We start from the raw sequence: 25561 nt of genomic DNA, 5'->3' as shown, positions 1-25561 counted from the left end.
CGGGCGTCGACGGCCCGGCGAAACGGCCGCGCTCAAATTTCGAGCGTGCGGCGCTCGTCGGTGAGGAGCGGGCGGTCGTAGGAGGTGTCGCTGCGGTCGCGCGCGACAGTGCCGTTCTGCCTGCGGTCGACCGGCGGCAGGTCGGGGGTTGTGACGCCGCCGGTCCACTCCACCATCGAGATGCGGTGGGCGATGCGCCATTCGCCGTCGCGGCGTTCGAACCGGTCGACATAGCGCCCACCGTGCAGCGTGACGGGCGTACCCGACCGGTTCTGTCCGACCATCACGAAGTACGTCTCGGTGTGGGCCACGTCGCCGTCGATCTCGCAGGTGTGGTTGGTGATGTAGTGCTGCTCGCCGTGATGGCTCGCCCGGTGGCCTGCGAACGCCCAGGGGATGAACTCCTCGACGGTGCCGCGGAAGATGCCGTGGTCGTCGATGGCGCCGGGGTGGTACGCGGAGCGCAGCAAATCCTCATCGAGCCGGTCGACGCCGCGGGTGTAGCGCAGCAGCGCGTCGTGGATCTCCTGGCGGTCGAGCAACTCCTGCAGACGGCGGGGGTCGGGGGCGCGTGTATCGGTCGTGGTCATAGCGATGACGGTAATGATGTTGAAGTTGTCATACAATGGCTTTCGGGCGCTATCGTGGCCGGATGAGCGACTTACCTGTGATGAACTACCGCCTCCTGGGCCGCAGCGGCCTGCGGGTCTCCGATCTGGCCCTCGGCACGATGACCTTCGGGGCCACCACCGGCTGGGGAGTCGAGGAGCAGACGGCCCGCGAGCTGTACGAGCTGTACCGCGAGGCGGGCGGCAACTATCTCGACACCGCCAACCAGTACGCCGCCGGCGCGAGCGAACGGATCGTCGGCGAGCTGGTCGCGGGTCACCGTGACGAGGTGGTGATCGCCTCGAAGTACACCAACGCCGCGCCCGGCAACGGCGACCCCAACGCCGGCGGCAACCAGCGCAAGAACATGATCGCGTCGGTCGAGGCATCTCTGCGCCGCCTGGGCACCGACCATCTCGACCTGTACGTCGTCCACTCCTGGGATCTGCTCACGCCGGTCGAGGAGGTGATGCGCGGTCTCGACGACCTGGTGCGCGCGGGCAAGGTCCTCTACGTCGGTGTCTCCAACACCCCGGCCTGGGTGATCGCCCGCGCCAACACCCTGGCCGAGCTGCGCGGCTGGACTCGGTACGTCGGCCTGCAGATCGAGTACAGCCTGCTCGGCCGCAGCGCCGAGGCCGAGTACTTGCCGATGGCGGCCGAACTCGGGCTCAGCGTGCTGGCCTGGTCACCGCTGAAGAACGGTCTCCTCACCGGCAAGTACGCCGGCGGCGGCGGACGTGACTCGAGGCTGTCCAGCGAGGTGTGGGGCTCTCCGGCGATGGCGTGGGCCGACCCCCATGGCAGCGCTGCGGGCCCGGTCGTCGAGACTCTGGTCGCTATGGCCGCCGAGCTCGGCGTGACCCCGGCCCAGCTCGCGCTGGCGTGGCTGCGTCACCGGGAGGTCCACGTGGTGCCGATCGTGGGTGCCACCAGTGCGGGCCAGTTGCGCGACAACTTCGGGTGTCTGCGGCTGGCGTTGACGCCGGAGCAGGTGGCTCGGCTCGACGAGGCGAGTGCCGTGCCGCTGGCGTATCCGCATCACTATCTGGCCAGCCCGATGGCTCGCTCGTACCGCTCCGCAGGCATGTACGACCGGATCGCCCGGTGAGGGCGTCACCTTCCGGTGTAATTGTGTTCTTGCTTACAATCAATTATGTTAGATAAAAATAAACATAATACGGAAAAGGTTTGACAATGACATCGATGCTGGAACGAGCGGAGACCAACGGTCTGCCGATCCATCGCCTCGACCTGGAGACCGACGAGCGACTGGGCCTCGACCCCTTCGCTGTCTGGGATGAGGCGACCAAGGTCGGCGGCCTGTTCTACAGCCCGGTCAACCGCGGCTATCTGGTTGCCGCAGACTACGACACGGTCAAGCACGTGCTGCAGGACCCGCACACCTGGTCGAACCTGCCGAGCTCGATCGTCTACACCAAGCAGGAGGTCATCCTCGACGTCCCGCCGATCACCATGGACCCGCCGGTCCACACCAAGTACCGCAGGGCGCTCGCGCCGCTGTTCGGGCCGAAGGCCGTGGCCCACCTCGAGCCACGCATCAGCGAGATCTGCCACGAGCTGATCGATTCGATCGTGGCCAAGGGCAGCTGCGACTACGCCAAGGACTTCGCCGCCAAGCTGCCGGCGCTCTTCTTCCTCGAGTGGCTGGGCATCGGCACCGAGGACGTCGACCGGATGTTCCACCTCGCCGAGCGCGCCACCTTCGAGTTTCCCACCCAGGAGGAGCGCGACGACATCGAGTCGCAGATCGACACGATCGTGCGCGGCGCGATGCACGACCGGCGCGCCAACCCGCAGCCTGGTGACCTGGCCACCGCCTTCGTGAACATGCGCGTCGACGGCGAGGAGATCCCCGAGGACCTGCTCGTCGGGATGGCGAAGCTCGCGTTCATCGCCGGCCAGGAGACCACGTCCAGTCAGCTCGGCTTCATCATGTGGCACCTCGCCAGAAACCGTGCGGATCGACAGTTCCTCATCGACGACCCTGGACGGATCCCGGGCGCGATCGAGGAGCTGATGCGCTTCTACAACACGGGCGGCTCGGCAGGCCGGGTGGCCAAGCAGGATGCCGAGATCAACGGGTTCCCGGTCAAGGCCGGCGACCGGATCTTCATCGCCCGCTGCGGCGCGGACCGACAGCTGGCCCCCGACGTACAGCTGACCCGAACCGGGGTTCCGCACTCGGCCTTCGGCCTCGGCGTGCACCGCTGCCTGGGCTCGCACGTCGCCCGCCTGGAGATGCGCATCGGGCTCGAGGTCTGGCACGAGCGGATCGGGGAGTACCGGATGCCCGACGACTTCGTCGAGAACTTCCGCTACGGCAGCTTCATGCAGCAGCTCCTCCACCTGCCCCTCGAGTTCGAGGTCGCTTCCCGCTGAGGCGGGCGCACCCGACTCCGACACCCGACTTCACGAAAGGGAAGCACGATGACCGAGAGCACCACCGACGAGAAGCAGTGCCTGCGACTGCGCATCGACACCGACCTGTGCGTCGGCCACGGCCGCTGCTACACGCTCGCGCCCACCTGGTTCGACACCGACGACATCGGCTACGGCCAGGTGAAGGACGTCGCGATCGGCCTCGACGAGCGCGGCGCGGCCGAAGATGTCGCGGCCGCCTGCCCGGAGGGCGCGATCAGACTCGAACTGTCCTGAGGCTTCGGCGGCGAGTCCGGTAGGACTCGCCGCCGAGCCGGACGGTATGAACCAGACCGTATGAACGAAAAGGAGCCCGGGCCGATGGCCCGGGCTCCTTCCTTTCGGTTCGTGTCGCGGTCAGCGCCGCTCGGCCAGGATGATGTCGGCCGCGATCCAGGCCAGCGCCATCGTGGGCGCATTGTTGTTGCCCGACGGCTGATCCCGGAAGACCGACGCGTCGATCACCCGCAGGCCCTGCGTGCCCCGGACCCGCAGCGAGGCGTCGACCACGTCGTCCTCGTCGGGGCCCATCGCGCAGGTGCCCAGGCCGTGTGCGCCTGCGTTGCCCTGGTTGATGCCGTACTGGATGATCTCGTCGTCCTCGGCGATCTGCGGGCCGGGCTGGAGTTCCTCGACGACGTACTTGGCGAACGGCGCGGTGGCGGTGATCTCGCGCGCCTTGCGCAGCGCCTTGACCAGCATCCGCCGGTCCTCCTCGGTGCTGAGGAAGTTGGGCTCGAGCCGCGGTACGGAGTCCAGCCCGGGGCCGGTGATGTGCAGCGAGCCCTGACTGGTCGGGTACATCGGGAGCGCGACGTACTTGGCGCCGGGGAACTTGTCGACCACCATCCGGCCGGTCATCGGATTGACGTCCGAGGTGGAGATCGGGGTGAAGAAGCACTGGGTGTCGGGATACTCCGAGGTCGGGTCCGACTTGTAGATCGCGCTCAGCGCGTAGCCGCCGTGCGCGACCATGCCGCGACGGGTGAGCAGGTATTTGAAGCCGGACCACAGGTAGCGGGGGGTGGAGGAGGCCTCGGTGTTGTAACCCTTGACCCCGGCGAGCCGGTACTGCAGCAGGATGCCGCGGTGTTCCTTGAAGTTCTCCCCGACCTTGGGGCTGGCCACGCGGCACTTCACACCGGCCTTCGCCAGGATCTTCGGGTTGCCGATGCCGGAGCGCTCCAGCAGCAGCGGTGAGTCGAAGGCGCCGCCGGTGACCAGCACCTCGCGGCGCGCGGTGTACGTGACCAGGCTGCTGTCCTTTCGCCGGCAGGAGACGCCGGTGACGCGGGTGCCGTCCAGCACCAGCTGCTCGGCCTCGGTGTGGGCGGCGACGGTCAGGTTCTTGCGGCGCCGTGCCGGGCGTAGGTAGGCGCGCGCCGCGCTCATCCGGGTGCCCTTGCGGGTGTTGGAGGCGACGTACGACGTGCGCTCGCCGCCGCTACCGTTCATATCCTCCTCGAACGGCACCCCGCTCTGCGCGAAGGATGCGATCAGTGCGTCGCAGGTGGCCTCGCGGGGGCCGGCGATCTCGATGTCGACCGCGCCCGCACCGCCGCGGGTGGCGCTGGGCCCCAACTCGTGGCGCTCCATCTTGCGGAAGGCGTCGAGGAACCGCTGCCAGTTCCAGCCGGTGTTCCCGGCCTTCTCCCAGGTGTCGTAGGAGTTGGCCCAGCCGCGGTTCCAGACCATGCCGTTGATGGTCGTCGAGCCGCCGATCACCCGGCCGCGCGGCAAGTGCTCTACGTGGCCGTCGGGGAACTGCACCGTTGCGAACGTCTTGGAGTACTTGGGGTTGGTGAGGGTGAAGTAGAAACCCTTCGGCACCAGGTGGATCAGGTTCGCGTCGCCGCCGCCCGCCTCGATGAGCAGTACGGCGTTGCGCGGGTCCTCGGTGAGCCGGTTGGCCAGGAGGCAACCGGCCGCGCCGGCGCCGACGATGATGTAGTCGAAGCTCGTGGACTTCGGTGGGCGGGGCATGCGGTGTCCTTTCGGCGCTCTCAGCGCAGGTTGCGGAAGGTGTCGCGGATGTCGGTCACCACGTCGTCGGGTCGCTCCATCGCGCCGAAGTGGCCGCCGACCTCGTGCACCCGCTGGTGGGCGATCTCGGCGTACATGGCGGGCAGCCAATCGAACGAGGCCCCCGGCGGGTTGTCGTCGCGGAAGATCGACAGACCGGCCGGGGCCTGGATTGCCGGCGTGCGGTCATGGGCCGGCTGCCACGGATTGGTGGCCGCCTCGTAGTAGAACCGCGCCGCGCTGGGGTAGCTCTGGGTGATCCAGTAGAGCATCGTCGAGGTGATCAGGAAGTCCGGGGAGAAGACGTCCTCGAGCGGCTGTGCCGGGTCCATCCAGGCGAGCCTGCGTTCGGTGAGCCAGGCGAGCAGGCCTGCGGGGGAGTCGTTCATCCCGTGCGCGATGGTCTGCGGATGCACGATCTGCGGCACGAGGTGGCCGACCCGGCGCTTCTCCCACGCCACCACCGCGGCGCGGTTCTCCGGGGTGGCCGCGTCCGCCGCCTTCTGGAGCAGGTTCCACGGCCGATCGGAGTTCCAGCCGGCGGGGAACGAGATCAGGCTGGTGAGGTGGATGCCGAGCAGATTGTCGGCGTACTTGTGGCCGAGCTGTGCAGTGACCTGGGCGCCCCAGTCACCCCCGTGCGCTGCGAACCGCTCGTAGCCGAGGACGTCGCGCATCAGCCGCACCCACAGGTCCGCGGTGGTGACGAAGTTGAGGCCCGGGCGGCTCAACGGCGAGGAGAAAGCGAAGCCCGGTAGCGAGGGGATGACCACGTCGAACGCGTCGGCGGGATCCCCGCCGAAGGAGGCCGGGTCGGTGAGCGGGCCGATCATCCGGTGGAAGTCCCAGAACGTCCACGGGAAGCCGTGGGTGAGCAAGAGCGGCGTCGGTGCGGGGCCGGTGCCGCGGACGTGCACGTAGTGGATCGGCTGGCCGTCGATGTCCACGCGGAACATGGGCAGCTGGTTGAGGGCGCTCTCCTGGGCCCGCCAGTCGTAGCCGGTGCGCCAGTGTTCGACCAGGCCCCGCAGCCGTTCGGTGGAGACTCCGTAGCGGCCGTCGCCGTTGCCGACATCGGGCGCGAACCGGGTCGACGCCAGCCGGCGGTCGAGGTCGGCGAGATCCTCGTCGGACACGTCGACACGGAAGGGAACGGGCGAGGTCATGGTGCTCCTGGGCAGCTGGGAGGTGGAGATGGTGGGGTGCGGGTCACGGACCGGAGCAACATCACGGCCCGTGACCCGCCGTCGAGGGGGCGGTCTCAGTGGACGAGGAAGCCGCGGTAGTCGTCGTCGCGGGCGTTCTCGAGGTTCTGGACGAACTCCGGCAGCGAGCCGATGTAGGCGACGTAGACGCGGGGCTTCCCGGGGATGTTGTCGCCGAAGAAGATCGACTTCGCAGTCGCCTGCAGTGTGCCGGCGGCGGTGTCGGCGACCTGCTTCGTCCAGACGGCCTCGGCCTCGGGGTCGGCGTCGATCCGGCTCCAGCCCTTGGCGAAGAAGTCGTCGACGACCTTGGTGACCCACTCCACAACGGGCTCGGAGCAGCGTGGGCCGTTGCCGTGGCCGCCCTTGCCGTGCGGACCACCCTCGATGAAGAGGTTCGGGAAGCCGGCGACCTGCATGCCCATGTATGTGTGCGGGCCGTCCTTCCACTTGTCGCGCATCGTCTGCCCGCCGAGGCCACGGATGTCGATCTTGTTCAGTGCTCCGGTGAAGGCGTCGAAGCCGGTGGCGAAGATGATCGTGTCCACCTCGACCTCGCCCTGCTCGGTGAGGATGCCCTTCTCGGTGAACTCCGTGATCGGGTTCTCCTTCAGCAGGATCAGGTCGACGTTGTCCTTGTTGTAGGTCTCGTAGTAGTTGGTCTCGCAGGGCACCCGCTTGGTGCCGAAATAGTGGTCGTTCGGGATCAGCTTCTCGGCGATCTCGGGGTCGTTGATCCGCTCGCGGATCTTCTCGGCGAGGAACTCGCAGTAGACCTTGTTCGCCTCGGCGTCGTACGCCAGGTCGTTGTACAGGCCGATCCACTTGGTGAAGCCCGGTGAGTTGAACGCCTCCTCGTAGCGGGCGTCGCGCACCTCGGGCGCGACCTCGGTGGACTTCACCGGGTCCCAGCTGTGCAGGAAGCCACTGAAGGTCTGCCGCAGGTACGGGAACATGTCCGGGTAGCCGGCGCGGATCGTGGCCATGTCGTCGTCGGAGAGCGGACGGTTACGCAGCGGGACGGCCCAGTTGGCGGTGCGCTGGAAGACCGTCAGGTGGCCGGCTGTCTTGGCGACCTCGGGGATCACCTGGACGCCGGTGGCGCCGGTGCCGATCACCGCGATCCGCTTGCCCTCGAAGCCGATCTGCTTGTCCTTGGGCCACAACGAAGTGTGGTACCACTCACCCTCGAACCGATCCAGGCCGGGGATGCGCGGGAAGTTCGGGTCGGAGAGGATGCCGGTCGCCATGATCACGAAGCGCGCGCGGTACACCTCGCCTGTCGTCGAGTGCAGCGTCCAGGAGTTGGTCTCCTCGTCGAAGACCATGCTCTCGATCCGGGTGTCGAAGTCGATGTCGCGACGCAGGTCGAGCTTGTCCGCGACGTGGTTGTAGTACGACTCGAGCTCGGGCTGACCGGCGAACATCTCCTTCCAGCGCCACTCCTCGAGCAGCTCCTCGTCGAAGGAGTACTGGTAGGAATGCGACTCCGAGTCGAGCCGGGCGCCGGGGTAGGCGTTCCAGTACCAGGTGCCGCCGACGCCGGAGCCGGCCTCGATGACCCGAACCGACCGACCGAGCTCGCGCACCAGCTTCAGCTGGTACATCCCGGTCAGGCCGGCACCGACGATGACGACGTCATAGGAGCGCACTCCTGCCTCGTCCGGCTGGCCTCCTGACACGTCGGGCCTGGTCGCGATCTCGGTCATGGTTCCTCCAATAGAAGTCGGTGCCGACGGGCGGTCGTGCGCGGCCAGTCGTGGTAGTCCAGCACTAATGCTATCCGGTAGTTCGGTCAAAACACCACAGTCGGATAAGTTCAAAACATAATAGGCAGTGGTCGATGTCTCAGTTTGCGGCACAGGGTCGATGGCCTTGTGGTCTGGTCTGAGTCCATCTTCTAATCATGTTATAGTACTGCTACTAACGAGGTTACGTTGCAGCTGGGAGGTCAGTCCTGTGAGAGTGGGCATCATTGGTGCAGGTATGTCGGGGCTGTTCCTCGCGCATCACCTTGCCGAGGCAGGGATCGAATATCAGATCTTCGAGAAGCGGGCCGGCGTCGGTGGCACCTGGTACGACAACACCTACCCGGGTCTGCACGTCGACGTGATCACCCGCTCCTACGAGTTCCCGTTCGCGCGGAAGAACTACTGGTCGAAGCGGTATGCGCCGGGCTCGGAGATCCGCCGATACCTGACCGACTTCGCGCGGGAGCAAGGCGTCGTCCGGCACATACGATTCAACACCGAGGTGCGGCAGGCCGAGTGGGAGGACGACGCCTGGACGCTCACCCTGCCCGACGGCAGCACCGAGGTCTTCGACGTCGTCGTCGCCGCGACCGGCTTCCTGCACGTGCCCAAGCGACCGACCTTCCCGGGCACCGACACGTTCGAGGGCCACAGTTGGCACTCCTCCGAGTGGGACCACGGCGTCGACCTGACCGGCAAGCGGATCGGCGTCGTGGGCACCGGTTCCAGCGGCATCCAGATCGTCAGCGAGCTGGGCAAGCAGAACCACGACGTCAAGCACTTCATCCGGACGCCGCAATGGATCCAGATCCGGCAGAACAAGAAGATCTCGCCGTTGGAGCGGGTGCTGCTGCGGGTGCCCGCGCTGGCCGGCTACTGGGACCGACGGGTCGCCGCGCTGCGCGTGGCCACCGAGGGCTCGGAGACCTGGCGGCTGATCCCCGGCGACGAGCGGACGGTCCAGACCCAGCGCTTCTACGACGAGCTGGCCGAGGCCGTCCCGGACCCGGTCCTGCGGGACAAGCTCACGCCGAAGGACCCCCCGGGCTGCAAGCGGATCCCGAAGTCGCCCGACTACTACCAGGTCGTCCAGCGTCCCAACGTCACACCGGTCTTCGGCGGCGTGCAGCGGGTCGAGCCGAACGGCATCGTGGACCCCGACGGCACGCTGCACGAGCTCGACGTGATCGTCTACGCGACCGGCTTCGACACGCACGCGTACATGCGGCCGATGGAGGTCGTCGGACCCGGCGGCCTGACCGTCGAGGAGATGTGGGCCGACGGCGTCTACAGCTACCGCGGCATGGGCCTGCCGGGCATGCCCAACTTCTTCCTGCTCAACGGCCCGTTCGCCCCGGTCAACTCGGTGGCCATCCCGACCTGCCTTCGTGACGAGGTCGGTTTCCTGATGCGGCTGCTGGACACCATGCAGCGTGAAGGGCGGGCGCTGGCGCCTTCCGCGGAGTCGACCGCGGCCTTCTGCGACACCGTTCGGTCGGCGCTTCCGGGCACCACCTATTCGCTGTGCGACAACTGGTACACCGACAAGGGCGGGGTCGCCATCATCTGGCCCTTCACCCGCCAGCAGCACGCCGATCAGTACGCCGACGCCGACATCGCCGACTTCGAGCGATTCCCTGCGCGTCGCGAGCTCGCGGCGCCCGTCCGAGCCTGACGGCACTGGATCGCGTCCTGACGAAATGACTGGAGAACCCCGATGACTACACCCCAGACAACCGAAGACCAGGCCAAGCCGGGTGCACTCGCAGGCATACGCATCGTCGAGGTCGGCGACCGGATCGGCGAGTACTGCGGAATGGTGCTGGCCGGCCTCGGCGCCGAGGTGATCAAGGTCGAGCCGCCCGAGGGCGCCGAGAGCCGCCGGATGGGTCCGTTCGTCGACGACGTGCCGGACCCCGAGCGCTCGCTGCACTTCTGGACCTACAACCGCGGCAAGCGCTCCGTCGTACTCGACCTCGAGACGCCCGAGGGCCGAGCCGGGTTCGTCGAACTGGTCGGCGCCTGCGACGTGCTGCTCGACGCGACGCCGCTGGGCTACCTCGACGAGCGGGACCTCGGCAGCGCCACGTTGCGCGAGCGGGACCCCGCCCTCGTGGTCGCGCGGATCACCCCCTTCGGCGAGGAGGGACCGCGCAAGGACTGGAAGGCCAGCGATCTCGTTCACCTGGCCCTCGGTGGCCAGGTGATGAACAACGGCTACGACCCGGATCCCTCGGGGAAATACGACCTGCCGCCGGTGGCACCTCAACTGGACCACTCCTACGCCGTCGCCGGCGAGCAACTCGCCTTCACCGTCGTCGCCGCGCTGATCAGCAGGCGTCACACCGGGCAGGGGCAGCACCTCTCCTGCGCGGTGCACGAGGCGATGGCGAAGAACACCGAGGGCGACCTGATGTCGTGGGTATGCCTGCGCACGCCGTTCCACCGCCAGACCTGCCGCCACTCCGCGCCCGGGGTCTCCATCCACCGCTCGATCTTCCAGACCAAGGACGGCCGCTGGATCCTGGCCTCCACGCGCAACGCCAAGCTGCTCGGCCCATTCCTGGACGGCTACGGGATCGGCGACGAGATCAGCGACGGCAGCGACGAGAAGACCAAGGACTCCCGCGTGCTGCCGGGCATGGAGGGCGGCGCCGCGCGCAACATGGATGCGGTCGAGCACACGGTGCGCCGCTACCTCTTCGACGACGTGCCGTGGCGCGAGGCCCAGGAAGCCGGCCTCATGTGGGTGCCGGTGCGCAAGCCCCACGAGTCGGCCTACGACGAGCACTGGCTCGAACGTGGCACCTACGGTGACATCGAGCACCCAGAGCTGGGTCGCTCGCTGCGCTACCCGCTGAGCAAGTGGATCTCGACCGAGAACGGCTGGGTCACACCCACTCCCGCCCCCAAGCTGGACGAGCACCGCGACCTGCGGTTGAGCCTGACACCCCGGCCGATCGAGCGGGTGCCGCTCATCCTGCCCGAGCGGCTCTCCAGCCATGGCAAGCCGTGGGCGCTCCAGGGAGTGCGCATTCTCGACTTCACCTGGATGCTCGCCTCGGCGGGCGCCACCCGGTTCCTGGCCTCCCTGGGCGCCGACGTGATCAAGGTCGAGTGGCACAAGAACCTCGACCCGCGCCGCGGCGGCAACCCGGTCGGCGGACGCGCGGCGCGCGAGCGGGCGACCGGCCCGGTGCCCTCGCAGTGGCCCGCCGACCTCGGCGGCCCGGTCGGCGCGCAGTACAACAACAAGAACCCAGGCAAGCGCGGCATCTCACTCAACGTGAAGCACCCCAAGGGCCTCGAGCTGGCCCGCCGGATGGTCGCGGAAAGCACCATCGTCGCCGAGGGCTTCTCACCGGGCGTGATGGAGAGCTGGGGACTGGGCTACGACGAGCTGCGCAAGATCAAGTCCGACATCATCTATGCCAAGCAGTCGGGCATGGGCACGAAGGGCATCTACGGCCGGTTCCGCACCATCGGCCCGGTGGCACAGGCGTTCGCAGGCACCTCGGAGATGAGCGGCCTCGGCGACCCGTTCCCGCCTGCCGGCTGGGGCTACTCCTATCTGGACTGGTACGGCGCCTACAGCTTCGCGCTGGCCCTGCTGAGCGCCGTCTACCACCACGACGTGACCGGACAGGGACAGGCGATCGACGCCTCGCAGAGCGAGGTGGGCATCTTCATGACCGGCGTTCCGGCCCTGGACTACCAGGTCAACGGCCGGGTCTGGGAGCGGGCGGGCAACCGCTCGCCGTACGCGACCGCCGCGCCCGAGGGGCTCTACCGCACCCGGGGGGACGACCGCTGGATCGCCATCACGTGCCAGAGCGAGGGCGACTGGATCGCCCTCGCCAAGGAGGCGTGCCATGTCGAGTGGCTCTCGCAGGCGGAGTTCGCGACCGCCGAGGACCGGCACCGCAACCGCGAGGCGCTCGACGCGCTGATCCAGGGATGGACGTCGGAGCAGGAGCCGTTCGAGCTGATGCAACGGCTCCAGGCGGTCGGCGTACCCGCCGGTGTCGCCCAGACCGCGCAGGATCGGGTGGAGAACGACCCGCAGCTGACGGCGATGGAGTGGCTGACCGAGCTCGACGCCACCAACTTCGGCCACTGGCCGGTGGCGGCTCCCTCGGTGAAGATGAGCGACACGCCGCAGCACGCCGGCGGCCAGGTCGGCCGCGGCGCCCCGACGTACGGCGAGCACAACTACGACGTCTACGAGGAACTGCTCGGGCTGAGCCGCGACGAGGTCGACGAACTGGCAGCGGAGGACGCGATCTGATGGCGGCAGCACAGCTGGGCGGCGCGATCCGCGGGCGGACCGCGATCGTCGCCGCCGGCAACACCGCCCAGGGCACGATCCCGGGCATCTCCGCCGACGAACTGGCGGTCGAGGGTCTGCGGATCACCTTGGCGGAAGCAGGCATCGACAAGTCGGAGATCGACGGGCTGATCACCTGCAAGTCGTTCGGCGGCTTCGGGATCGACACGGAGATCGGCCGGCTGGCGGGCCTCAACCCGGCCTACAGCGCCACCCTCGACTACGGCACGTGCAACTTCTCCCTGCACCTGGCGTGCGCGGCGATCGACGCGGGTCTGGCGAGCGTGGTCGCAATTGCCTATGGCACCAACCAGCGCAGCGCAGGGAACAAGTTCGGCCATCCCCTGGGGCGCCAGGACGAGGCGTCGGTCTACGGCTTCCTGAATGTCGCCGGTCCGGCGGCGATGGCGTTCCGCAGGCACCAGCACCTCTACGGCACCACCGAGGCAGATCTGGCCGAGGTCTCGGTCTCCCAACGCCGGTATGCGGTCGACAACCCGTTGGCGATCTTCCGGGAGCCGACGTCGGTCGAGGACTACCTGGCGGCGCCGTACCTGGTGGCGCCGCTGCGCCGCCCGGACCTGTGCATGATCTCGGACGGCGCGGCCTGCCTGATCGTGGCGCGGGCCGACCGGGCGGCGGAGCTGACCGACAAGCCGGTGCACGTGATGGGCATCGCCCAGCAGACCGGTCTGCGCGACCGGCAGAACGCCGACCAGTGGCTGCGGCCCTGGATCCAGCAGGTGGCCGAGCGGATCTATCCGGCCGCCGGGATCGAACGGGAGGCGGTCGACGCCCTCTACATCCAGGACCCGACCAGCATCTGGGTCCTCCAGATGCTCGAGTACTACGGCTTCGTCGAGCCGGGCGGCGTCGGGGAGGCGTTCCGGTCGGGTGCGGTCGGCCATGGTGGGCGGCTTCCGCTCAACACCAACGGCGGCCAGCTCTCCGAGGCGTACATGTGGGGTTTCCTGCACCTGTGCGAGGCGGTCAGACAGCTGCGCGGCGAGGCGGGGGCGCGCCAGATCGAGGGCCTGCGCACGGCGCAGTACTGCTCGACGTTCGGATTCATGAAGGCAGCCAGCACGATCTTGTCGACGGAGGCGTCGTGAGCGGATATGAGACCCCGGAGACCCAGGACGACTCCCGGTTCTGGGACGCGGCGGCGGAGGGCATGCTGGTCTTCCAGCGGTGCGATCGCTGCGCATTCGTGCGCTGGCCTGCCGCCGGCGTCTGCCCCGAGTGCTTGGACCGGGGATACACGTGGGAGGAGGTCGCTCCGCGCGGCACGGTGTGGAGCTACGCCGTCTACCACCGGGCCTATGCCGGCTACCTGCGCGAACGGGTCCCGTACGACGTGGCCCTCGTCGAGTTGGAGTGCGGGGTGCGGCTGCTGACCACCCTGACCGGCTTCGACGACGACGTCGATCCGATGGGCGCCGCGGTCGTCGCACGCTTCGAGGCGGTCGGCGAGCACGAGCGCGTCCCGGTCTTCGGGCCGGCCTGAGGCCGGGTGTCGCCGAGGTGGTGCTCTTCCTCGGCGACGCCCGGGAGGTCGTTGATGGGCCGGTCAGCGACCGGGCAGTACTGCGGGCACCACCTGGTAGAAGAATCCCACACCCACGTGGTCCGAGCGCACCGTGCGATCGAGGTCGATCCGGTGGCCCGGCAGCAGGTCGAGGACGGCCTCCACCTCCAAGCGGAGGACCAACCGCGCCAGGTGCAGGCCCATACAGCGGTGCACGCCCCAGCCGAATGCGACGCTCTTGGACCGATCGCGATCCAAGTCGATCCGCTCCGGGTCCGGGAAGGCGGCGGGGTCGTGGTTCGCCGCCATGTTGACGAACAGCGCCCAGTCGCCGGTCCGCATGCTCACCTCGCCGAGGTGGGTGTCCTCGGTGACCCGTCGGGCCACGGCGGTGACAGGTGTGTAGATGCGGATCACCTCGTCGATCGCGGCCGGGATCAGGTCCCGGTCGGCATCGAGGCGCTCGTGGAGTGCGGGCTCCAGCGCCATCTGCACGAGAAGTGCGGTGAGCGCGCCGCTGGTGGTGTGGAAGCCGGCGAGCAGGAGGAAGACGACGGTGTCGCTCACCTCCTCGTCGCTCATGGGCTCGCCGTCCACGATCGGTTCGGTGGCGAGCACTGTCATCAGGTCCGCACGGGGGTGCGCCCGCCGGTCCTCGGCCTCGAGAATGATCTGCTCGCGGATCCAGCGGTTGCCCGCGGCGTTCTGCTCGATGATCGAGGGATCGGTGCTCGCCTGGTTGCGCAGGCCGCGTGCCATCACCTCGAGCAGCTCCTCGCGCCGGGACCTGTCCCAGCCGAGGATGCCCAGCGTGACGGCACCGGGGGAGACGTCAGCGAGGTCGGAGACGAAGTCCCAGCTGCCGCTCTTCGCGAGGCCGGTGACGATCTCGGTGACCAGGGTCGCGATCTCGGGCTCGCGCCGGGTGACCTCGGCCTTGCTGAACCACGTGTTCAACACCCGTCGGTACGTCGAGTGCAGCGGCGGGTCAACGCCCACCGGTATGTGGCGTGTGCCGAACGGGTTGGCCGGGATGGCGGGGCCGAAGCTCGAGGAAAACCGGCCGTAATCGGCCAGTCCGTCGATGATGTGCTGGTGGTCGGTGACCACCCAGAATCCGTCGTGGGCGGTCGACCAGGCGACCGGCGCCTCGGCGCGCATATCCGCCAGCGTCTCGAACGGACGCAACGCGAACTCGGCCGAGTGGTGTGAGAAGTCGGTGACGATCGGGTCGGACATCGCGGCTCCCGGAGGTTGTGGTCAGGGCTGGTCGGTGACGCTGATGGCCAAGCGCGGACAGCCGTCGACCGCGCGCTCGACGAGCGCGCGGTGGTCCTCGGAGACCTCGCCGTCGGGTCGGAGGGCCTCGGCGAGCACCCGGGCCTGGTCGTTCTCGTCGAGATCGAAGGTCAGTGGAGCGAGCGCCTCGCACACGGCGTTCCCCTCGCACAGCCCCCGGTCGATGCTGATCCTCATACTCACGCCCCCTTGGGCAGATCGGCGGGCACGGACAGGTAGAAGTAGCCCTGACCCATGTGGTGGGAGAGCACCGAGTTCTCCAGGTCGATCCGGTAGCCGGGCAGGAGGTCGAAGACGGCCTCCACCTCCACCCGCAGGATGAGCCTGGCCAGGTGCAGGCCGAGGCAGCGGTGCACGCCCCAGCCGAACGCGACGCTCTTCGCACGGTTGCGGTCGAGGTCGACTGCCTCCGGGTCGGAGAAAGCGGCCGGGTCGTGGTTGGCCGCCATGTTCACGAAGAGGGTCCAGTCGCCCTCGCGCATCCGGACGCCGCCGAATTCGGTGTCCGCGGTGACCTTGCGTGCGTGTGCGGTGGCGGGGGAGTAGATCCGGATGATCTCCTCGATCGCGTTCGGGATCAGGTCGCGGTCCTGCTGCAGCCGGACCTTGTCGTCGGGGTGGCGCTCCAGGTGGGTCATCAGCGCGGTGAAGGCGCCGCTGGTCGTGTGGAAGCCTGCGAGCAGGAGCAGAACGACGCAGTCGCACAGTTCCTCGTCGGTGAGCGGCCGGCCGTCGGCGATCGGCTGGGTAGCCAGGACCGTCATGAGGTCGTCGCGCGGCGTGGCGCGGCGGTCGTCGGCCTCGGTGAGGATCTGCTCGCGGATCCAGCGGTTGCCTGCGGCGTTCTGCTCGATGGCGTCGGGATCGGTGCTGGCCTGGTTGCGCAGCGCCTGGGTCATCACGTCGAGCAGCTCCAGCCGCCGTTCGGTGTTCCAGCCGAGGATGCCCAGCGTGACGGCGCCGGGTGAGACGTTGGCGAGGTCCGCGACGAAGTCCCAGCTTCCGCGCTCGGCAAGGCCGGACACGATGCCGCGCACCATCTCCTCGATCTGCGGGGTGCGGGCGGTGATGTTCGCCTTGCTGTACCAGTCGTTGAGCACCTTGCGATACACGCTGTGCACGGGCGGGTCCATGGCGACCGGGATGTGACGGGTGCCGAAGGGGTTGTCGGGGATCGCCGGTCCGGACGACGAGGAGAACGTCGCGTAGTCGGCGAGCCCGTCGACGACGTGCTCGTGGTCGGTGACCACCCAGAATCCCCCGTGTGCGGTAGACCAGGCGATCGGCGCCTCGTTGCGCAACTCCTCGAGCACCCGGAACGGGCGTTCGGCGAAGTCTGGTGAGTGGTGGTCGAAGTCGGTCAGGACGGCGTCGGTGGGGGCAGGCATCGGTCTCCTCGGGCACTCCGGGTCACGTCATTACAATGCTTCACCATAACTGTGACATCAGTAGAAAATCCTGTCAACGATAGAGAAGGGCGAATTGTTCGCCATCTCATTTGTGTTGCGTTATCGTGTACCAATTGTGTCCGACGTACTTGCCGATGAGCGCGTCGCGAGTGCCACCCACCCGAATACGGAGAGCTCAAGCACATGACGTTCGTGATCTCGCAGGGATGCTGTAACGACGGGTCGTGCATCGCCGTCTGCCCCGTCCAGTGCATCCGCCCCCGTCCCGGCGACCCCGACTTCACCACCACCGAGCAGCTGTACATCGACCCGGCCACCTGCATCGACTGCGGCGCCTGCATGGACGAGTGCCCGGTCGAGGCGGTGCACTCCGACTGGGACCTGCCCGAAGAGCTGTCGGACTACTTGGCGATCAACGCCGAGTACTTCTCGACGAACCCCCTCGTCGGGGTCGGCGCGCCGACCTTCACCCGCCGAGTGCTGCCGCAGGACAAGGCAGCGCTGAGCGTCGCAATCGTCGGCACCGGGCCCGCGGCGTGCTACGCGGCCGCCACGCTCAGCGACATCAAGGGCGTCTCGGTCACGATGCTCGAGCGGCTGCCCACGCCATTCGGGCTGGTGCGTGCCGGTGTCGCACCAGACCATGCCAAGACGAAGAAGATCGTCGACCGGTTCGCCGGTGTGCTGTCCCGGCCCAACGTGACCTGCTACTTCAACGTCGAGGTCGGCAAGGACATCGCGGTCGAGGAGCTGCTCGAGTACCACCATGCCGTGCTCTGGGCCGGCGGTGCGAGGGACGACCGCAAGCTCGGCATTCCCGGCGAGGACCTTCCCGGGGTGCACGCCGCCCGGACGTTCGTCGCCTGGTACAACGGCCACCCCGAACACGCGACCGAGAGCTTCGACCTCAGCGGCGAGCGGGTCGTGGTGATCGGCAACGGCAACGTCGCCCTCGACGTCGCGCGGACGCTGCTGCGTCCGGCCGACGACTTCCACGCCACCGAGATGGCCCAGCACGCCATCGCCGCGCTCGCCGGGAGCAGCGTCACCGAGGTGGTCGTCGCCGCCCGGCGCGGCGTCGAGCACGGAGCGTTCTCGCAGGGTGAGCTGCTGGCGCTGGAGAAGCTCGACGGGATCGCCGTCGTCGCCGAGCGCGACGAGGTGGCGGACAACGGTAGTGGGCGCAAGCACGAGGTGCTGCTGCGCGCCGTGGACCGTGACGGTGCCGAGGGACCGACGATCCGGTTCCGGTTCGGCCTCGAGCCGATCTCGGTCGAGGGCCGGGACGGGGTCGAGGCGATCACCTTCCGCCGTGCCGACGGGACAACCGAGCGAGTGGAGACATCGCTGGTGCTGCGCGCCATCGGCTACCGCGGCACCGCCGTCGTCGGCCTGCCGTTCGACGAGACGACCGCGACCCTGCCGAACGATGCCGGCCGCGTCGTCGACCCCGAACGCGGCGAGGCGGTACCGGGCCTCTACTGCTCCGGCTGGATCAAGCGCGGTCCGCGCGGGATCATCGGCAGCAACAAGCAGGACGCCGAGGAGACCGTCGACAGCGTCCTCCGCGATCTCGACGCCGGTCGGCTCTCGGATCCGTGCCGCACGCCCGACGAGCTGGAGAAGTTGCTCGCGGACCGAGTCGAGGACCTGCTCGACAAAGCAGCCTGGGGGCGGATCGACCTGGAGGAGAAGCGCCGGGGACGGGAAAGCGCGCGGCCGCGGCAGAAGCTGGTGACCATCCCCGAGCTGCTCGCGGCATCCCGGGCACAGGCATGAGCGCAGGGCCGGCAGAGGCCGTTCGAGCGGTCGAGGTGGTCGAGGTCGGGGGTGTCGGAATCGCCTACCGATGTCTCGGGTCGCCCGAGGCCGACACCGTGCTCCTCGTCCATGGCGGGGCCGCACACTCCGGCTGGTGGACCGAGGTTGCTCCCGTGCTGGCCCGCGAGCACCACGTCGTGGTGGCCGACCTGAGCGGGCACGGCGACAGCGGGCACCGGCCGGCCTACCGCGCCGAGCTCTGGGCCGAGGAGATGGCTGCCGTGTTGCGCGCCGCGCGAGCCGGTGCGGGCGACGGAGCCGGCCCCTCGGCAGTGGTGGGCCACAGCATGGGAGGTCTGGTCGCTGCTGCGACGGCCGCCCGGTTCCCCGAGCTCGTCGGCAGGCTCGTCCTGGTCGACACGCGGTTGCCCCTACGGGAGCTCCCGCCGCCGACCACGTCGGCACGGGTCTTCGCCTCCGCGCAGGAGGCGCTCGACCGGTTCCGGCTGCTGCCCGACCGGACGAACGCCGACCCGCGGCTGCTGCAGGAGGTCGCCCGCTCCGGGCTCGTCGAGGCCGGCCCGGGGTGGCGGTGGAAGTTCGACCCGGCTGCGCGTCGCCGGCTGAGCAACGACGGCGTACGTGCGGACCTGTCGTCGGTGCTCTGCCCGGTCGGCTACCTGTACGGCGCGCAGACCGACATGGGTGGCCCGGACTCGGTGGCTTGCTTGGAAAAGTGGCTGGGGCACGCGGTACCGGTCGAGGTGGTACCCGATGCGTTCCACCATGTCCCGCTCGACCAGCCGGCACGCTGTGCGGAGGCGATCTCGCGCATGCTCACCGGGCTGGTCGACCGATGAGCGGGTGGCGTGCCGTCGCGGACCTGATCGCGCGCCGGCTGGCGCCGCCGTATCCGCCACTGATCGCCGGGGAGCGCTACATCTGCGACCTGAGTGGGGCCGGAAAGCGTCTTGCGGATCTCCGGTTCCTGCGGCTCGACGAGTGGGTGGAGGCGTGCGGCGAAGGCGTGCTGCACCAGGGCGGCTCGGCTGTGTTCGTCGGTGCGCGGGGCGATCGTGTCGAGATCTCCCGGGCGAACGTGTTGTGGCGGCACGACGAGCATCCGCGGATCGTGGCGGCCACGCGCAGTCTCGTGGTGCCGCTGGTCCCGCCCCGCCGCCGGCCGACCCCGGTCTGGCGTGTCGGCTCGACGCGTATCGACGTCCCCGGCATGGTCGAGCTGGGCCGCCTGCTCGACGGAGGGTCGTAAGCGATGTACGGCGAGATCACGCCGTTCGAGGTCCACGTCGAGGACAGCGTGCTCGACGACCTTCGGCAGCGGCTGGCATCGACGCGATGGCCCGACCAGATCCCGGGCTCAGGATGGGAGCGCGGAGCCGACGGCGACTACCTGCGCGCCCTGGTCGACTACTGGCGCGACGACTTCGACTGGCGCGCGGCCGAGCGCGTGCAGAACACGTGGCCACAGTTCCTCACCACACTCGACGGGGCACGCGTCCACTTCTTCCACGTGCGCTCGCCGCATCCCGAGGCGAGGCCGCTGATGCTGACGCACGGGTGGCCGAGTACGCCACTGGAGTTCCTGAAGGTGATAGGTCCGCTGACGGATCCGACGGCATACGGCGGACGAGCCGAGGACGCCTGCCACGTGGTCGCGCCGTCGCTGCCCGGGTTCGGCTGGAGCTTGCCGACGACGGAGAGCGGCTGGCATCCGGGCCGCATCGCGCGCGCCTGGCTCGAGCTCATGGCGCGCCTCGGATACGAGCGGTTCGCGGCCCACGGGACCGACTGGGGATCGGTGGTCTCCACCGAGATGGCCCGGGAGGCGCCCGAGCGACTCGCCGGCCTCCACCTCGCCCTCCTCGTGAGCGGACTGCGCCCTCGCGACGGCGTTCTCACGCCGGAGGAGGAGCACCAGCAACAGGCGAACGAGGCACTGCGCGCGAGCGAGCTCGGCTACGTGATGCTCCAGTCGACCAAGCCCCAGACGCTCTCGTACGCGCTCGCGGATTCGCCTGTCGGTCAGGCTGCGTGGATTGCGGAGAAGCTCCGCAGCTGGACCGACTGCGACGGGGACCTGGAATCGGTCCTGACCAAGGACGAGATCCTCACCAGCGTGACCACCTTTTGGGCGACCGGGACCGGCGGCTCGTCGGGACGCCTCTACCACGAGGCTCGTCTGGCCGCACTCGGATCCACCCCGCGGCAGGGACGGATCGGGGTGCCCACCGCGGTCGCCCTGTTCCCCAGGGAGCTCTACCCGACGTCTCGGCGGATCGCCTCGGAGCACTACAACATCGTGCGCTGGACGCCGATGGCACGAGGCGGCCACTTCGGCGCGTGGGAGCAGCCGGAGCTTCTGGTCGCCGACCTGCGTGCCTTCCTCGCCGGACTCTAAGGCGCGCTGGGGAGTGTTCACAAGTGGAGATACCAGAGGAGAAGTCATGATGATCGGTAGTCCGATGAGCCCCCACAGCAACGCCACCCGCACCGGAGTCAGGCGATACCCGCGACGACGATCCGACAGGAAACCGACGGAGTCGCAGATCATGGTCGACTTCGCCTCGATGTGGCAGCCGTGGGGCGGCGCGCCCGACGACGACATTCTCGTCCGCTTCGGCCTGCCCGAGGACGCGTTCTACAAGCGGCTGGCCAACATCCTCACCCGTGGTCGTGCTCGGCTCACGCCGCACCGAGCGAGGTCGCTCTTCGAACTGTGCGAACAGAAGCTCTCGATCTCAGATCCTGAGCAGACCTCTCCGCCGGCGCCAACGCCGCTATTTCTGTGACGGCCGCTGGAATCAGTTGCGTGCCAAACGCTCGGAAACCATACGGAGACAAGCCATCCATCACAGACTTTCGCCCGCAGAGTACCCGGCCGCCGGGCATGCACTGGATTGCCGGGAGAGCGGGATCGCTTATGGTGCATGGAATTACACGATATGAGGGGCTGGGCTGGGGTCCACTCACATGTGAACGCGGGTTGCCGAACGGTCCGCATCCAGGTTGCGAGTGTGGTCGTCGATTCGGTCGGCCGGCAAGGTCAGTTCTCTTCGCTGCGCTGCGGGGACTCCACCTTGCCCCTCGTCGCCGACGACCTGCCGAGCAAGGACCGGAACGGGACCCCCACAGCGTCTGGGCGAATCATGCGGTGATGACGGCAGCGCTTGGGAGTGATCCGCGAGCCACCTATTGAGCAATCGTCAACTGTACGTTGGGATCACGCTCTAGATTTGACCAGCGATCCACTCCAGCCGAACAACCGTCCTGCGGTACCCAACCCGCGCAAATCAGAGTTGATCACGCGTCGAAACCGACACGCTCGCCACCACCCCAGATCGGCCGGACCCACAGAGGCGGCGCCCACGACGACGGTCCTGGACACCCCCTCGCCCTCGCCCTTGACAAACCAGTTACGTATCAGGTGGCCTGGGGTTCTCGACGCCGTGTGTAAGTGAATAGTTGGGTCCATTCGGATTCCCAGAGCCAGTGCCCCGGCAGTGGATCTCATGTTACGTCTCAATTGCTTTCGCTGATGCGCTCGGGCCGGACATCGCGCACAAGCGGACCCGACTTTACCGTCCACCGACCAACGATAAACGAACAATTCAACCGGACCATCGCCGCAGACTGGGGGTACGCGGACACCTGCCTCTCCGCCGATGGCGGCGCCAGTCCTGTCAGGACTGGCTGTATCACTACATTCACCGACGGCCCCACACCGGGATCGGTGGCAAGTCACCCATCGTCCGCGTCGGCGTTCACAACGTCTCTGCGAATTACAGCTAGTCCTTGTGAGCGTTCGGGAAACATCATCGCCGCGGCCGTAGCAGGTCTGCGCCAAGGAGTCCATCGATGATCTCCGTGCGCCAGGGCAGCCGCAGGAACAGCTCGACGGGCGGGAACGGAATGTGGAGAAAGAAACCGATTCTCAGGTCGGGTCGGAGCTCACGCAACATTCTAGGTACGAGCTGGAGGTGATAGTCCTGGATCCATACGGTTGCGCTCTCTGCGGCAGTGTCGGCAGCTGCATCAGCGAATCGGCGATTGACTTCGACGTAGCGTTTCCACCAATCCCTGTTAAGGAATCCAGCTTTGGGCGAAGCGAATCAGCTCGTCCGTCTCGCGTGGAAGTTTCCAATGTCTCGGCTCAAGGATTCTCTGGCGACGAGCAAGACGGCGCATCCGAAGTTGTTCCTCGGTGGGGGAGGTCCCCGAGTGGCGCCCGCGGTGGCGGCGGCCGTTGCTGCAGCGGTGTAGAAGAACATCGGGGCAAACCTCACCCGTGATCGAACTGGAAGGTCGGACTCGTTGCCTAACTGAGGGTCCTCGACTCGACGGAGGACGCGCGTGCGATTCCGGCGCGAGCGTGGCGAGGATTCGAAATCGTCGGCGACCGCCCCGAAACGAGGTGGCCGAGCAACGAACCTTGCCGGCACTGGTGTGGACCCCAAAGTAGCTGTGCAGTCCCGGCCACCTGTGAGCCACGCAGTTACCAACGTGGATGAGGGCGACGACGGTGGAGCGACGGGTTGGCAGGGTCGATCGAGCGACGGCACCCTTGCAGTGTCCCCGGCGCCTGTGCTGGTGGATGCGGGTCTCTTCCGGGGGTGAGGCGCGCACGGGTGCCGGTGGTAGCGTCGCGCAGGCTGCAGGCTGCAGGCTGCGATCGAAAGTCGCGGGGCTGCAGCCGCGAAGCGCGCGGAAGGTGCGGTGGATGGTGCAGTAGCAACGGGCAGCGGTGAGGCGGGCGCAGATCGTCCGTGGGGCAGCGGAAATTTTCGACATGTCCGGGTTCGAGGGTGCCAGCCTCGTCGAGATCGCCGAGGCGGCGGGTATGACGAAGGCGGGCCGGGATCCGCATCACCTTCGAGTTCAGTGCCGACGACCGTGGCCCCGCAGGCCCGTAGGTGGATTAGATCGCCGCCTGTCAAGAGTTGGCGGCCCGTGCGGTCGCCGAGCGCGATCTTGTCGACACCGTCGACCCGCCGACGTTCGCGCGATTCGTCATCGGCGCGTTCACCGGGGTCCAGACCGTGTCCCGGATCCTGACCCATCGCGTGGATCTCGAGCAGTGGGTCGACGAGATGTGGGGGTTCCTGTTGCCGGGGATCATGCCGCCCAACCGGCATCCCGACATGATGCGGATCCGGGCGGCGCGCACCGACGTTCCCGTGACCGGATCGCCCGGCCGTGCGGATTAATGCGCTCAGAGTACCGGAACTACCGCACATGCTCGCCGCAGACCGATGAGTGCGCCATCCGCACTCCGCCGGCGACCGCGATCGGAACAACGATGGAAGACTGCCGGGCCGGTGTTCGTGCACGTCAGCTCGCGTGCCGGGGGAGTGGTCCGCAGGAGTCCCTAGGCCGATGTCATCGAGGAAATCATCGAGGATTACGCGGCAGTGAGCCGGACCCGGTGGTAGTGGGCGCCGGTGCATCGGTGGGCGGTCGCGGCCGATGATGGGTGGCTGGTCTGTGCCGACATAGAGGGCCTGGCCATCGATCCGCGTTTCCATCACCGCGGACCGGGCCGCGATGTGCCCTCGTCTCGGTGTGGGCCGGGTTTCACTCGTTGCTGGTTGACCGCAAAACTTGTCGTTGCGGAATTGTTATCGGACCGGTATAAATACTCACATCGTGTGCTGTGTGTCACGATTCTCTGAACAATCGAACTGGAGTTACAAAGATGGACCTCGCTTTCTTGGCCGACTTTTTCTCGAACGTCTCCACTCTTCTCGGCGTCCTCGACTTCTTCTCGGGTTCTGCTGGGTCACTCAGCGGTTAGTAGCGCTGGCCAGTAACTGAACTGGCTCTGCAGCGGCAGCAAGGGGGTCCGTACTTTCACCCGCGGACCCCCTTCGCTGTACCGGAACTTCCGGTCGTGTCTCCGCCGCGTCAGTTGCTGAAAATGCCGTGAATGTCATTTGCGCGTGGATGAGCCGACCGTTCAAGATCATTTACTGTCTCGGACGCTGACCTATCTCGATTCGGTAACTCGAAACTCGCGAGACGAATTATGTGTGTCGTCGAGTTGGGAGAACAAGGGGCTGCCTTCAGTGGGAGGTGCATCTCGTCGCGTGGCTAATCGCAGAAGGGCGTCACGGCGGCGATCGCGTCGGCCTGACGCCCGACGCGGCGGTGCGGGCCCTCGTGGCGGCTGATGGCCTCGCGGTCACGGTCGACGAGGTCGCCGAACTCGACGGCATTTCGAAGGCAGCCAATATGTCCGGTGCCCCTGCGATGCGCATCGGTACCCGCACCCACGGATAACAGTGCGGTCCGCGCGCGCCGTCGCCGGCGGAAATCCGGCGGCACTGCTCGGCGGGACCGCGGCGAGCCATGTTCGCAGGGACATCACCCGACCGTAAGCCTCCTCCGCGATGAGCTACCCGAACGGCACTCCGCGTCGAGCGCGCATTCGATCAAGTTCTGCGCCAACACGGGTTTGGTCACGAACTCGGCATCGACGCCGACGCCGACGGCACGGCAACGGCCTTGATCGACGGACGAGAGCTGGGTGGCAGGTACCCGGGGGGCCTGTCCCGCTCGCCGTTGCCAGGTCCGCGGTGCCACCAAGCGAGTAGCCTGATACTGCAGCAGGGTCGGGATTGAGCCAACACGAGAGGCTAACGCCGTGCGCCGTGCAGCAATTCGTCGTCCCTTCGTAGTCTGGGCCGCGGCATCCGTGGCGGTCCTCGCGATCCCGCTCTGCTCGTCCGCCACCGCGATGGCGAACACACCGCCGGTCCCGGTAGCGACGACCACTGCGTTCCAGGTCCCGGTGCGGTTCGTCGCAGGATGTCTGCTGCTGACCACGTTGGCCTGTGACTACCCACCGCCGCTGTCGACCGTGACGCCCTCGGCAACGACGGGTGCATCCGGCGTAGTGACCTTTGCGGCGCAGCGTTCAGCGACGAACTCGAGATACTGCGTCGCCGTGTCGGTGAACTGGCGGAACCTGACCACCGGCGTCGCCGGCACCACCGCCCTCCGGCTCGTCGAGCCCGACCACAGTCGGCCCATCACACCGGAGAATTGGTGCCGATACGCCCCCGCAACGGTCGTCACCGGCAGCGGCACGATCGCCGCGGTCGCCGACGTCGGCGAATACCCCCCTGTCGATGGGTACCAGATGCTGGTGAACCCGGGGCTCGGCACCTTCCCAGTCCCGTAAAGCATGT

At 67.8% G+C, this 25561-nt stretch carries 21 protein-coding genes and 3 pseudogenes; 16 read left to right on the top strand and 8 right to left on the bottom strand.

What is annotated here, in order from left to right:
* Nucleotides 1-32 precede the first annotated feature (32 nt).
* Entirely contained in the window at nucleotides 33-590 is a 558-nt protein-coding gene (locus tag JWS13_RS05815; RefSeq protein ID WP_206004922.1) for a nuclear transport factor 2 family protein, read from the bottom strand.
* A 62-nt stretch (nucleotides 591-652) separates the two neighbouring features.
* On the opposite strand from JWS13_RS05815, the gene JWS13_RS05810 reads away from it, so the two are divergent.
* The 3 genes from JWS13_RS05810 (at nucleotide 653) to JWS13_RS05800 (ending at nucleotide 3288) form a co-directional block, all read left to right on the top strand.
* On the top strand, nucleotides 653-1720 hold the full coding sequence (locus tag JWS13_RS05810; protein ID WP_206004921.1) for an aldo/keto reductase: 1068 nt from the start codon (nucleotides 653-655) through the stop codon (nucleotides 1718-1720).
* Between the two features lie 86 nt (nucleotides 1721-1806).
* The gene (locus JWS13_RS05805; RefSeq protein ID WP_206004920.1) at nucleotides 1807-3012 is read left to right on the top strand and encodes a cytochrome P450; all 1206 of its coding nucleotides are present in this window, start codon (nucleotides 1807-1809) and stop codon (nucleotides 3010-3012) included.
* A 48-nt stretch (nucleotides 3013-3060) separates the two neighbouring features.
* A complete protein-coding gene (locus JWS13_RS05800; RefSeq protein ID WP_225928350.1) occupies nucleotides 3061-3288 on the top strand; it encodes a ferredoxin in 228 nt (75 codons plus the stop codon).
* A gap of 120 nt (nucleotides 3289-3408) precedes the next feature.
* Here JWS13_RS05800 and JWS13_RS05795 read toward each other — a convergent pair whose 3' ends face one another.
* The 3 genes from JWS13_RS05795 to JWS13_RS05785 all read right to left on the bottom strand — a co-directional run bounded on the left by JWS13_RS05795 (nucleotide 3409) and on the right by JWS13_RS05785 (nucleotide 7987).
* Nucleotides 3409-5034, bottom strand: a complete 1626-nt coding sequence (locus tag JWS13_RS05795) for a GMC family oxidoreductase (RefSeq protein ID WP_206004919.1) — start codon at nucleotides 5032-5034, stop codon at nucleotides 3409-3411.
* 20 nt (nucleotides 5035-5054) lie between these two features.
* Nucleotides 5055-6239: an epoxide hydrolase family protein gene (locus JWS13_RS05790; RefSeq protein ID WP_206004918.1), complete on the bottom strand. Its 1185-nt coding sequence runs from the start codon at nucleotides 6237-6239 to the stop codon at nucleotides 5055-5057.
* A gap of 95 nt (nucleotides 6240-6334) precedes the next feature.
* A complete protein-coding gene (locus JWS13_RS05785; RefSeq protein WP_206004917.1) occupies nucleotides 6335-7987 on the bottom strand; it encodes a flavin-containing monooxygenase in 1653 nt (550 codons plus the stop codon).
* Between the two features lie 160 nt (nucleotides 7988-8147).
* Here JWS13_RS05785 and JWS13_RS05780 point away from each other — a divergent pair, with 160 nt between their 5' ends.
* From JWS13_RS05780 to JWS13_RS05765, 4 genes are read left to right on the top strand one after another with little or no spacing between them, the layout of a single operon-like run.
* Nucleotides 8148-9704: a flavin-containing monooxygenase gene (locus JWS13_RS05780; protein WP_259375289.1), complete on the top strand. Its 1557-nt coding sequence runs from the start codon at nucleotides 8148-8150 to the stop codon at nucleotides 9702-9704.
* A 42-nt stretch (nucleotides 9705-9746) separates the two neighbouring features.
* Nucleotides 9747-12317, top strand: coding sequence for a CaiB/BaiF CoA-transferase family protein (locus JWS13_RS05775; RefSeq protein ID WP_206004915.1), 2571 nt, complete (start codon nucleotides 9747-9749; stop codon nucleotides 12315-12317).
* Nucleotides 12317-13468: a thiolase family protein gene (locus JWS13_RS05770; protein WP_206004914.1), complete on the top strand. Its 1152-nt coding sequence runs from the start codon at nucleotides 12317-12319 to the stop codon at nucleotides 13466-13468. The genes JWS13_RS05775 and JWS13_RS05770 overlap by 1 nt, the downstream gene beginning before the upstream one ends.
* On the top strand, nucleotides 13465-13863 hold the full coding sequence (locus JWS13_RS05765) for a Zn-ribbon domain-containing OB-fold protein (RefSeq protein WP_206004913.1): 399 nt from the start codon (nucleotides 13465-13467) through the stop codon (nucleotides 13861-13863). Before JWS13_RS05770 ends, JWS13_RS05765 begins: the two co-directional genes overlap by 4 nt.
* A gap of 63 nt (nucleotides 13864-13926) precedes the next feature.
* Here JWS13_RS05765 and JWS13_RS05760 read toward each other — a convergent pair whose 3' ends face one another.
* From JWS13_RS05760 to JWS13_RS05750, 3 genes are read right to left on the bottom strand one after another with little or no spacing between them, the layout of a single operon-like run.
* Entirely contained in the window at nucleotides 13927-15123 is a 1197-nt protein-coding gene (locus JWS13_RS05760) for a cytochrome P450 (RefSeq protein WP_206004912.1), read from the bottom strand.
* 21 nt (nucleotides 15124-15144) lie between these two features.
* Nucleotides 15145-15360 carry a ferredoxin gene (locus JWS13_RS05755; protein WP_206004911.1) on the bottom strand — a complete coding sequence of 72 codons (216 nt, stop codon included), beginning with the start codon at nucleotides 15358-15360 and terminating at the stop codon, nucleotides 15145-15147.
* 2 nt (nucleotides 15361-15362) lie between these two features.
* Nucleotides 15363-16571: a cytochrome P450 gene (locus JWS13_RS05750; RefSeq protein ID WP_206004910.1), complete on the bottom strand. Its 1209-nt coding sequence runs from the start codon at nucleotides 16569-16571 to the stop codon at nucleotides 15363-15365.
* A gap of 204 nt (nucleotides 16572-16775) precedes the next feature.
* On the opposite strand from JWS13_RS05750, the gene JWS13_RS05745 reads away from it, so the two are divergent.
* The 6 genes and pseudogenes from JWS13_RS05745 to JWS13_RS45470 all read left to right on the top strand — a co-directional run.
* Nucleotides 16776-18371 (top strand): FAD-dependent oxidoreductase, encoded by a 1596-nt coding sequence (locus JWS13_RS05745; RefSeq protein WP_206004909.1) that lies wholly within the window; start codon nucleotides 16776-16778, stop codon nucleotides 18369-18371.
* Nucleotides 18368-19213, top strand: a complete 846-nt coding sequence (locus JWS13_RS05740) for an alpha/beta fold hydrolase (RefSeq protein ID WP_206004908.1) — start codon at nucleotides 18368-18370, stop codon at nucleotides 19211-19213. Before JWS13_RS05745 ends, JWS13_RS05740 begins: the two co-directional genes overlap by 4 nt.
* Nucleotides 19210-19623, top strand: a complete 414-nt coding sequence (locus tag JWS13_RS05735; protein ID WP_206004907.1) for a hypothetical protein — start codon at nucleotides 19210-19212, stop codon at nucleotides 19621-19623. The genes JWS13_RS05740 and JWS13_RS05735 overlap by 4 nt, the downstream gene beginning before the upstream one ends.
* 3 nt (nucleotides 19624-19626) lie before the next feature.
* Nucleotides 19627-20772 (top strand): epoxide hydrolase family protein, encoded by a 1146-nt coding sequence (locus JWS13_RS05730; protein ID WP_206004906.1) that lies wholly within the window; start codon nucleotides 19627-19629, stop codon nucleotides 20770-20772.
* Nucleotides 20773-20923: 151 nt separating this feature from the next.
* On the top strand, nucleotides 20924-21163 hold the full coding sequence (locus JWS13_RS05725) for a hypothetical protein (RefSeq protein WP_206004905.1): 240 nt from the start codon (nucleotides 20924-20926) through the stop codon (nucleotides 21161-21163).
* A gap of 718 nt (nucleotides 21164-21881) precedes the next feature.
* A pseudogene (locus JWS13_RS45470) lies at nucleotides 21882-22163 on the top strand (integrase core domain-containing protein); the annotation flags it as partial.
* A 38-nt stretch (nucleotides 22164-22201) separates the two neighbouring features.
* Here JWS13_RS45470 and JWS13_RS05720 read toward each other — a convergent pair.
* A pseudogene (locus tag JWS13_RS05720) lies at nucleotides 22202-22456 on the bottom strand (trehalose-6-phosphate synthase); the annotation flags it as partial.
* A 704-nt stretch (nucleotides 22457-23160) separates the two neighbouring features.
* Here JWS13_RS05720 and JWS13_RS05715 point away from each other — a divergent pair.
* The 3 genes and pseudogenes from JWS13_RS05715 (at nucleotide 23161) to JWS13_RS05705 (ending at nucleotide 25554) form a co-directional block, all read left to right on the top strand.
* Nucleotides 23161-23578 (top strand): annotated as a pseudogene (locus JWS13_RS05715) (hypothetical protein).
* Nucleotides 23579-24443: 865 nt separating this feature from the next.
* The gene (locus JWS13_RS05710) at nucleotides 24444-24650 is read left to right on the top strand and encodes a hypothetical protein (RefSeq protein WP_206004904.1); all 207 of its coding nucleotides are present in this window, start codon (nucleotides 24444-24446) and stop codon (nucleotides 24648-24650) included.
* Between the two features lie 364 nt (nucleotides 24651-25014).
* The gene (locus JWS13_RS05705) at nucleotides 25015-25554 is read left to right on the top strand and encodes a hypothetical protein (protein ID WP_206004903.1); all 540 of its coding nucleotides are present in this window, start codon (nucleotides 25015-25017) and stop codon (nucleotides 25552-25554) included.
* Nucleotides 25555-25561: the final 7 nt, after the last annotated feature.

The organism is Rhodococcus pseudokoreensis (genome assembly GCF_017068395.1).
GTDB classification, from domain to species: Bacteria; Actinomycetota; Actinomycetes; order Mycobacteriales; family Mycobacteriaceae; genus Rhodococcus_F; species Rhodococcus_F pseudokoreensis.
Note: the sequence above shows the minus strand (reverse complement) of the source record. Positions and strands in the feature narration are given on the sequence as shown.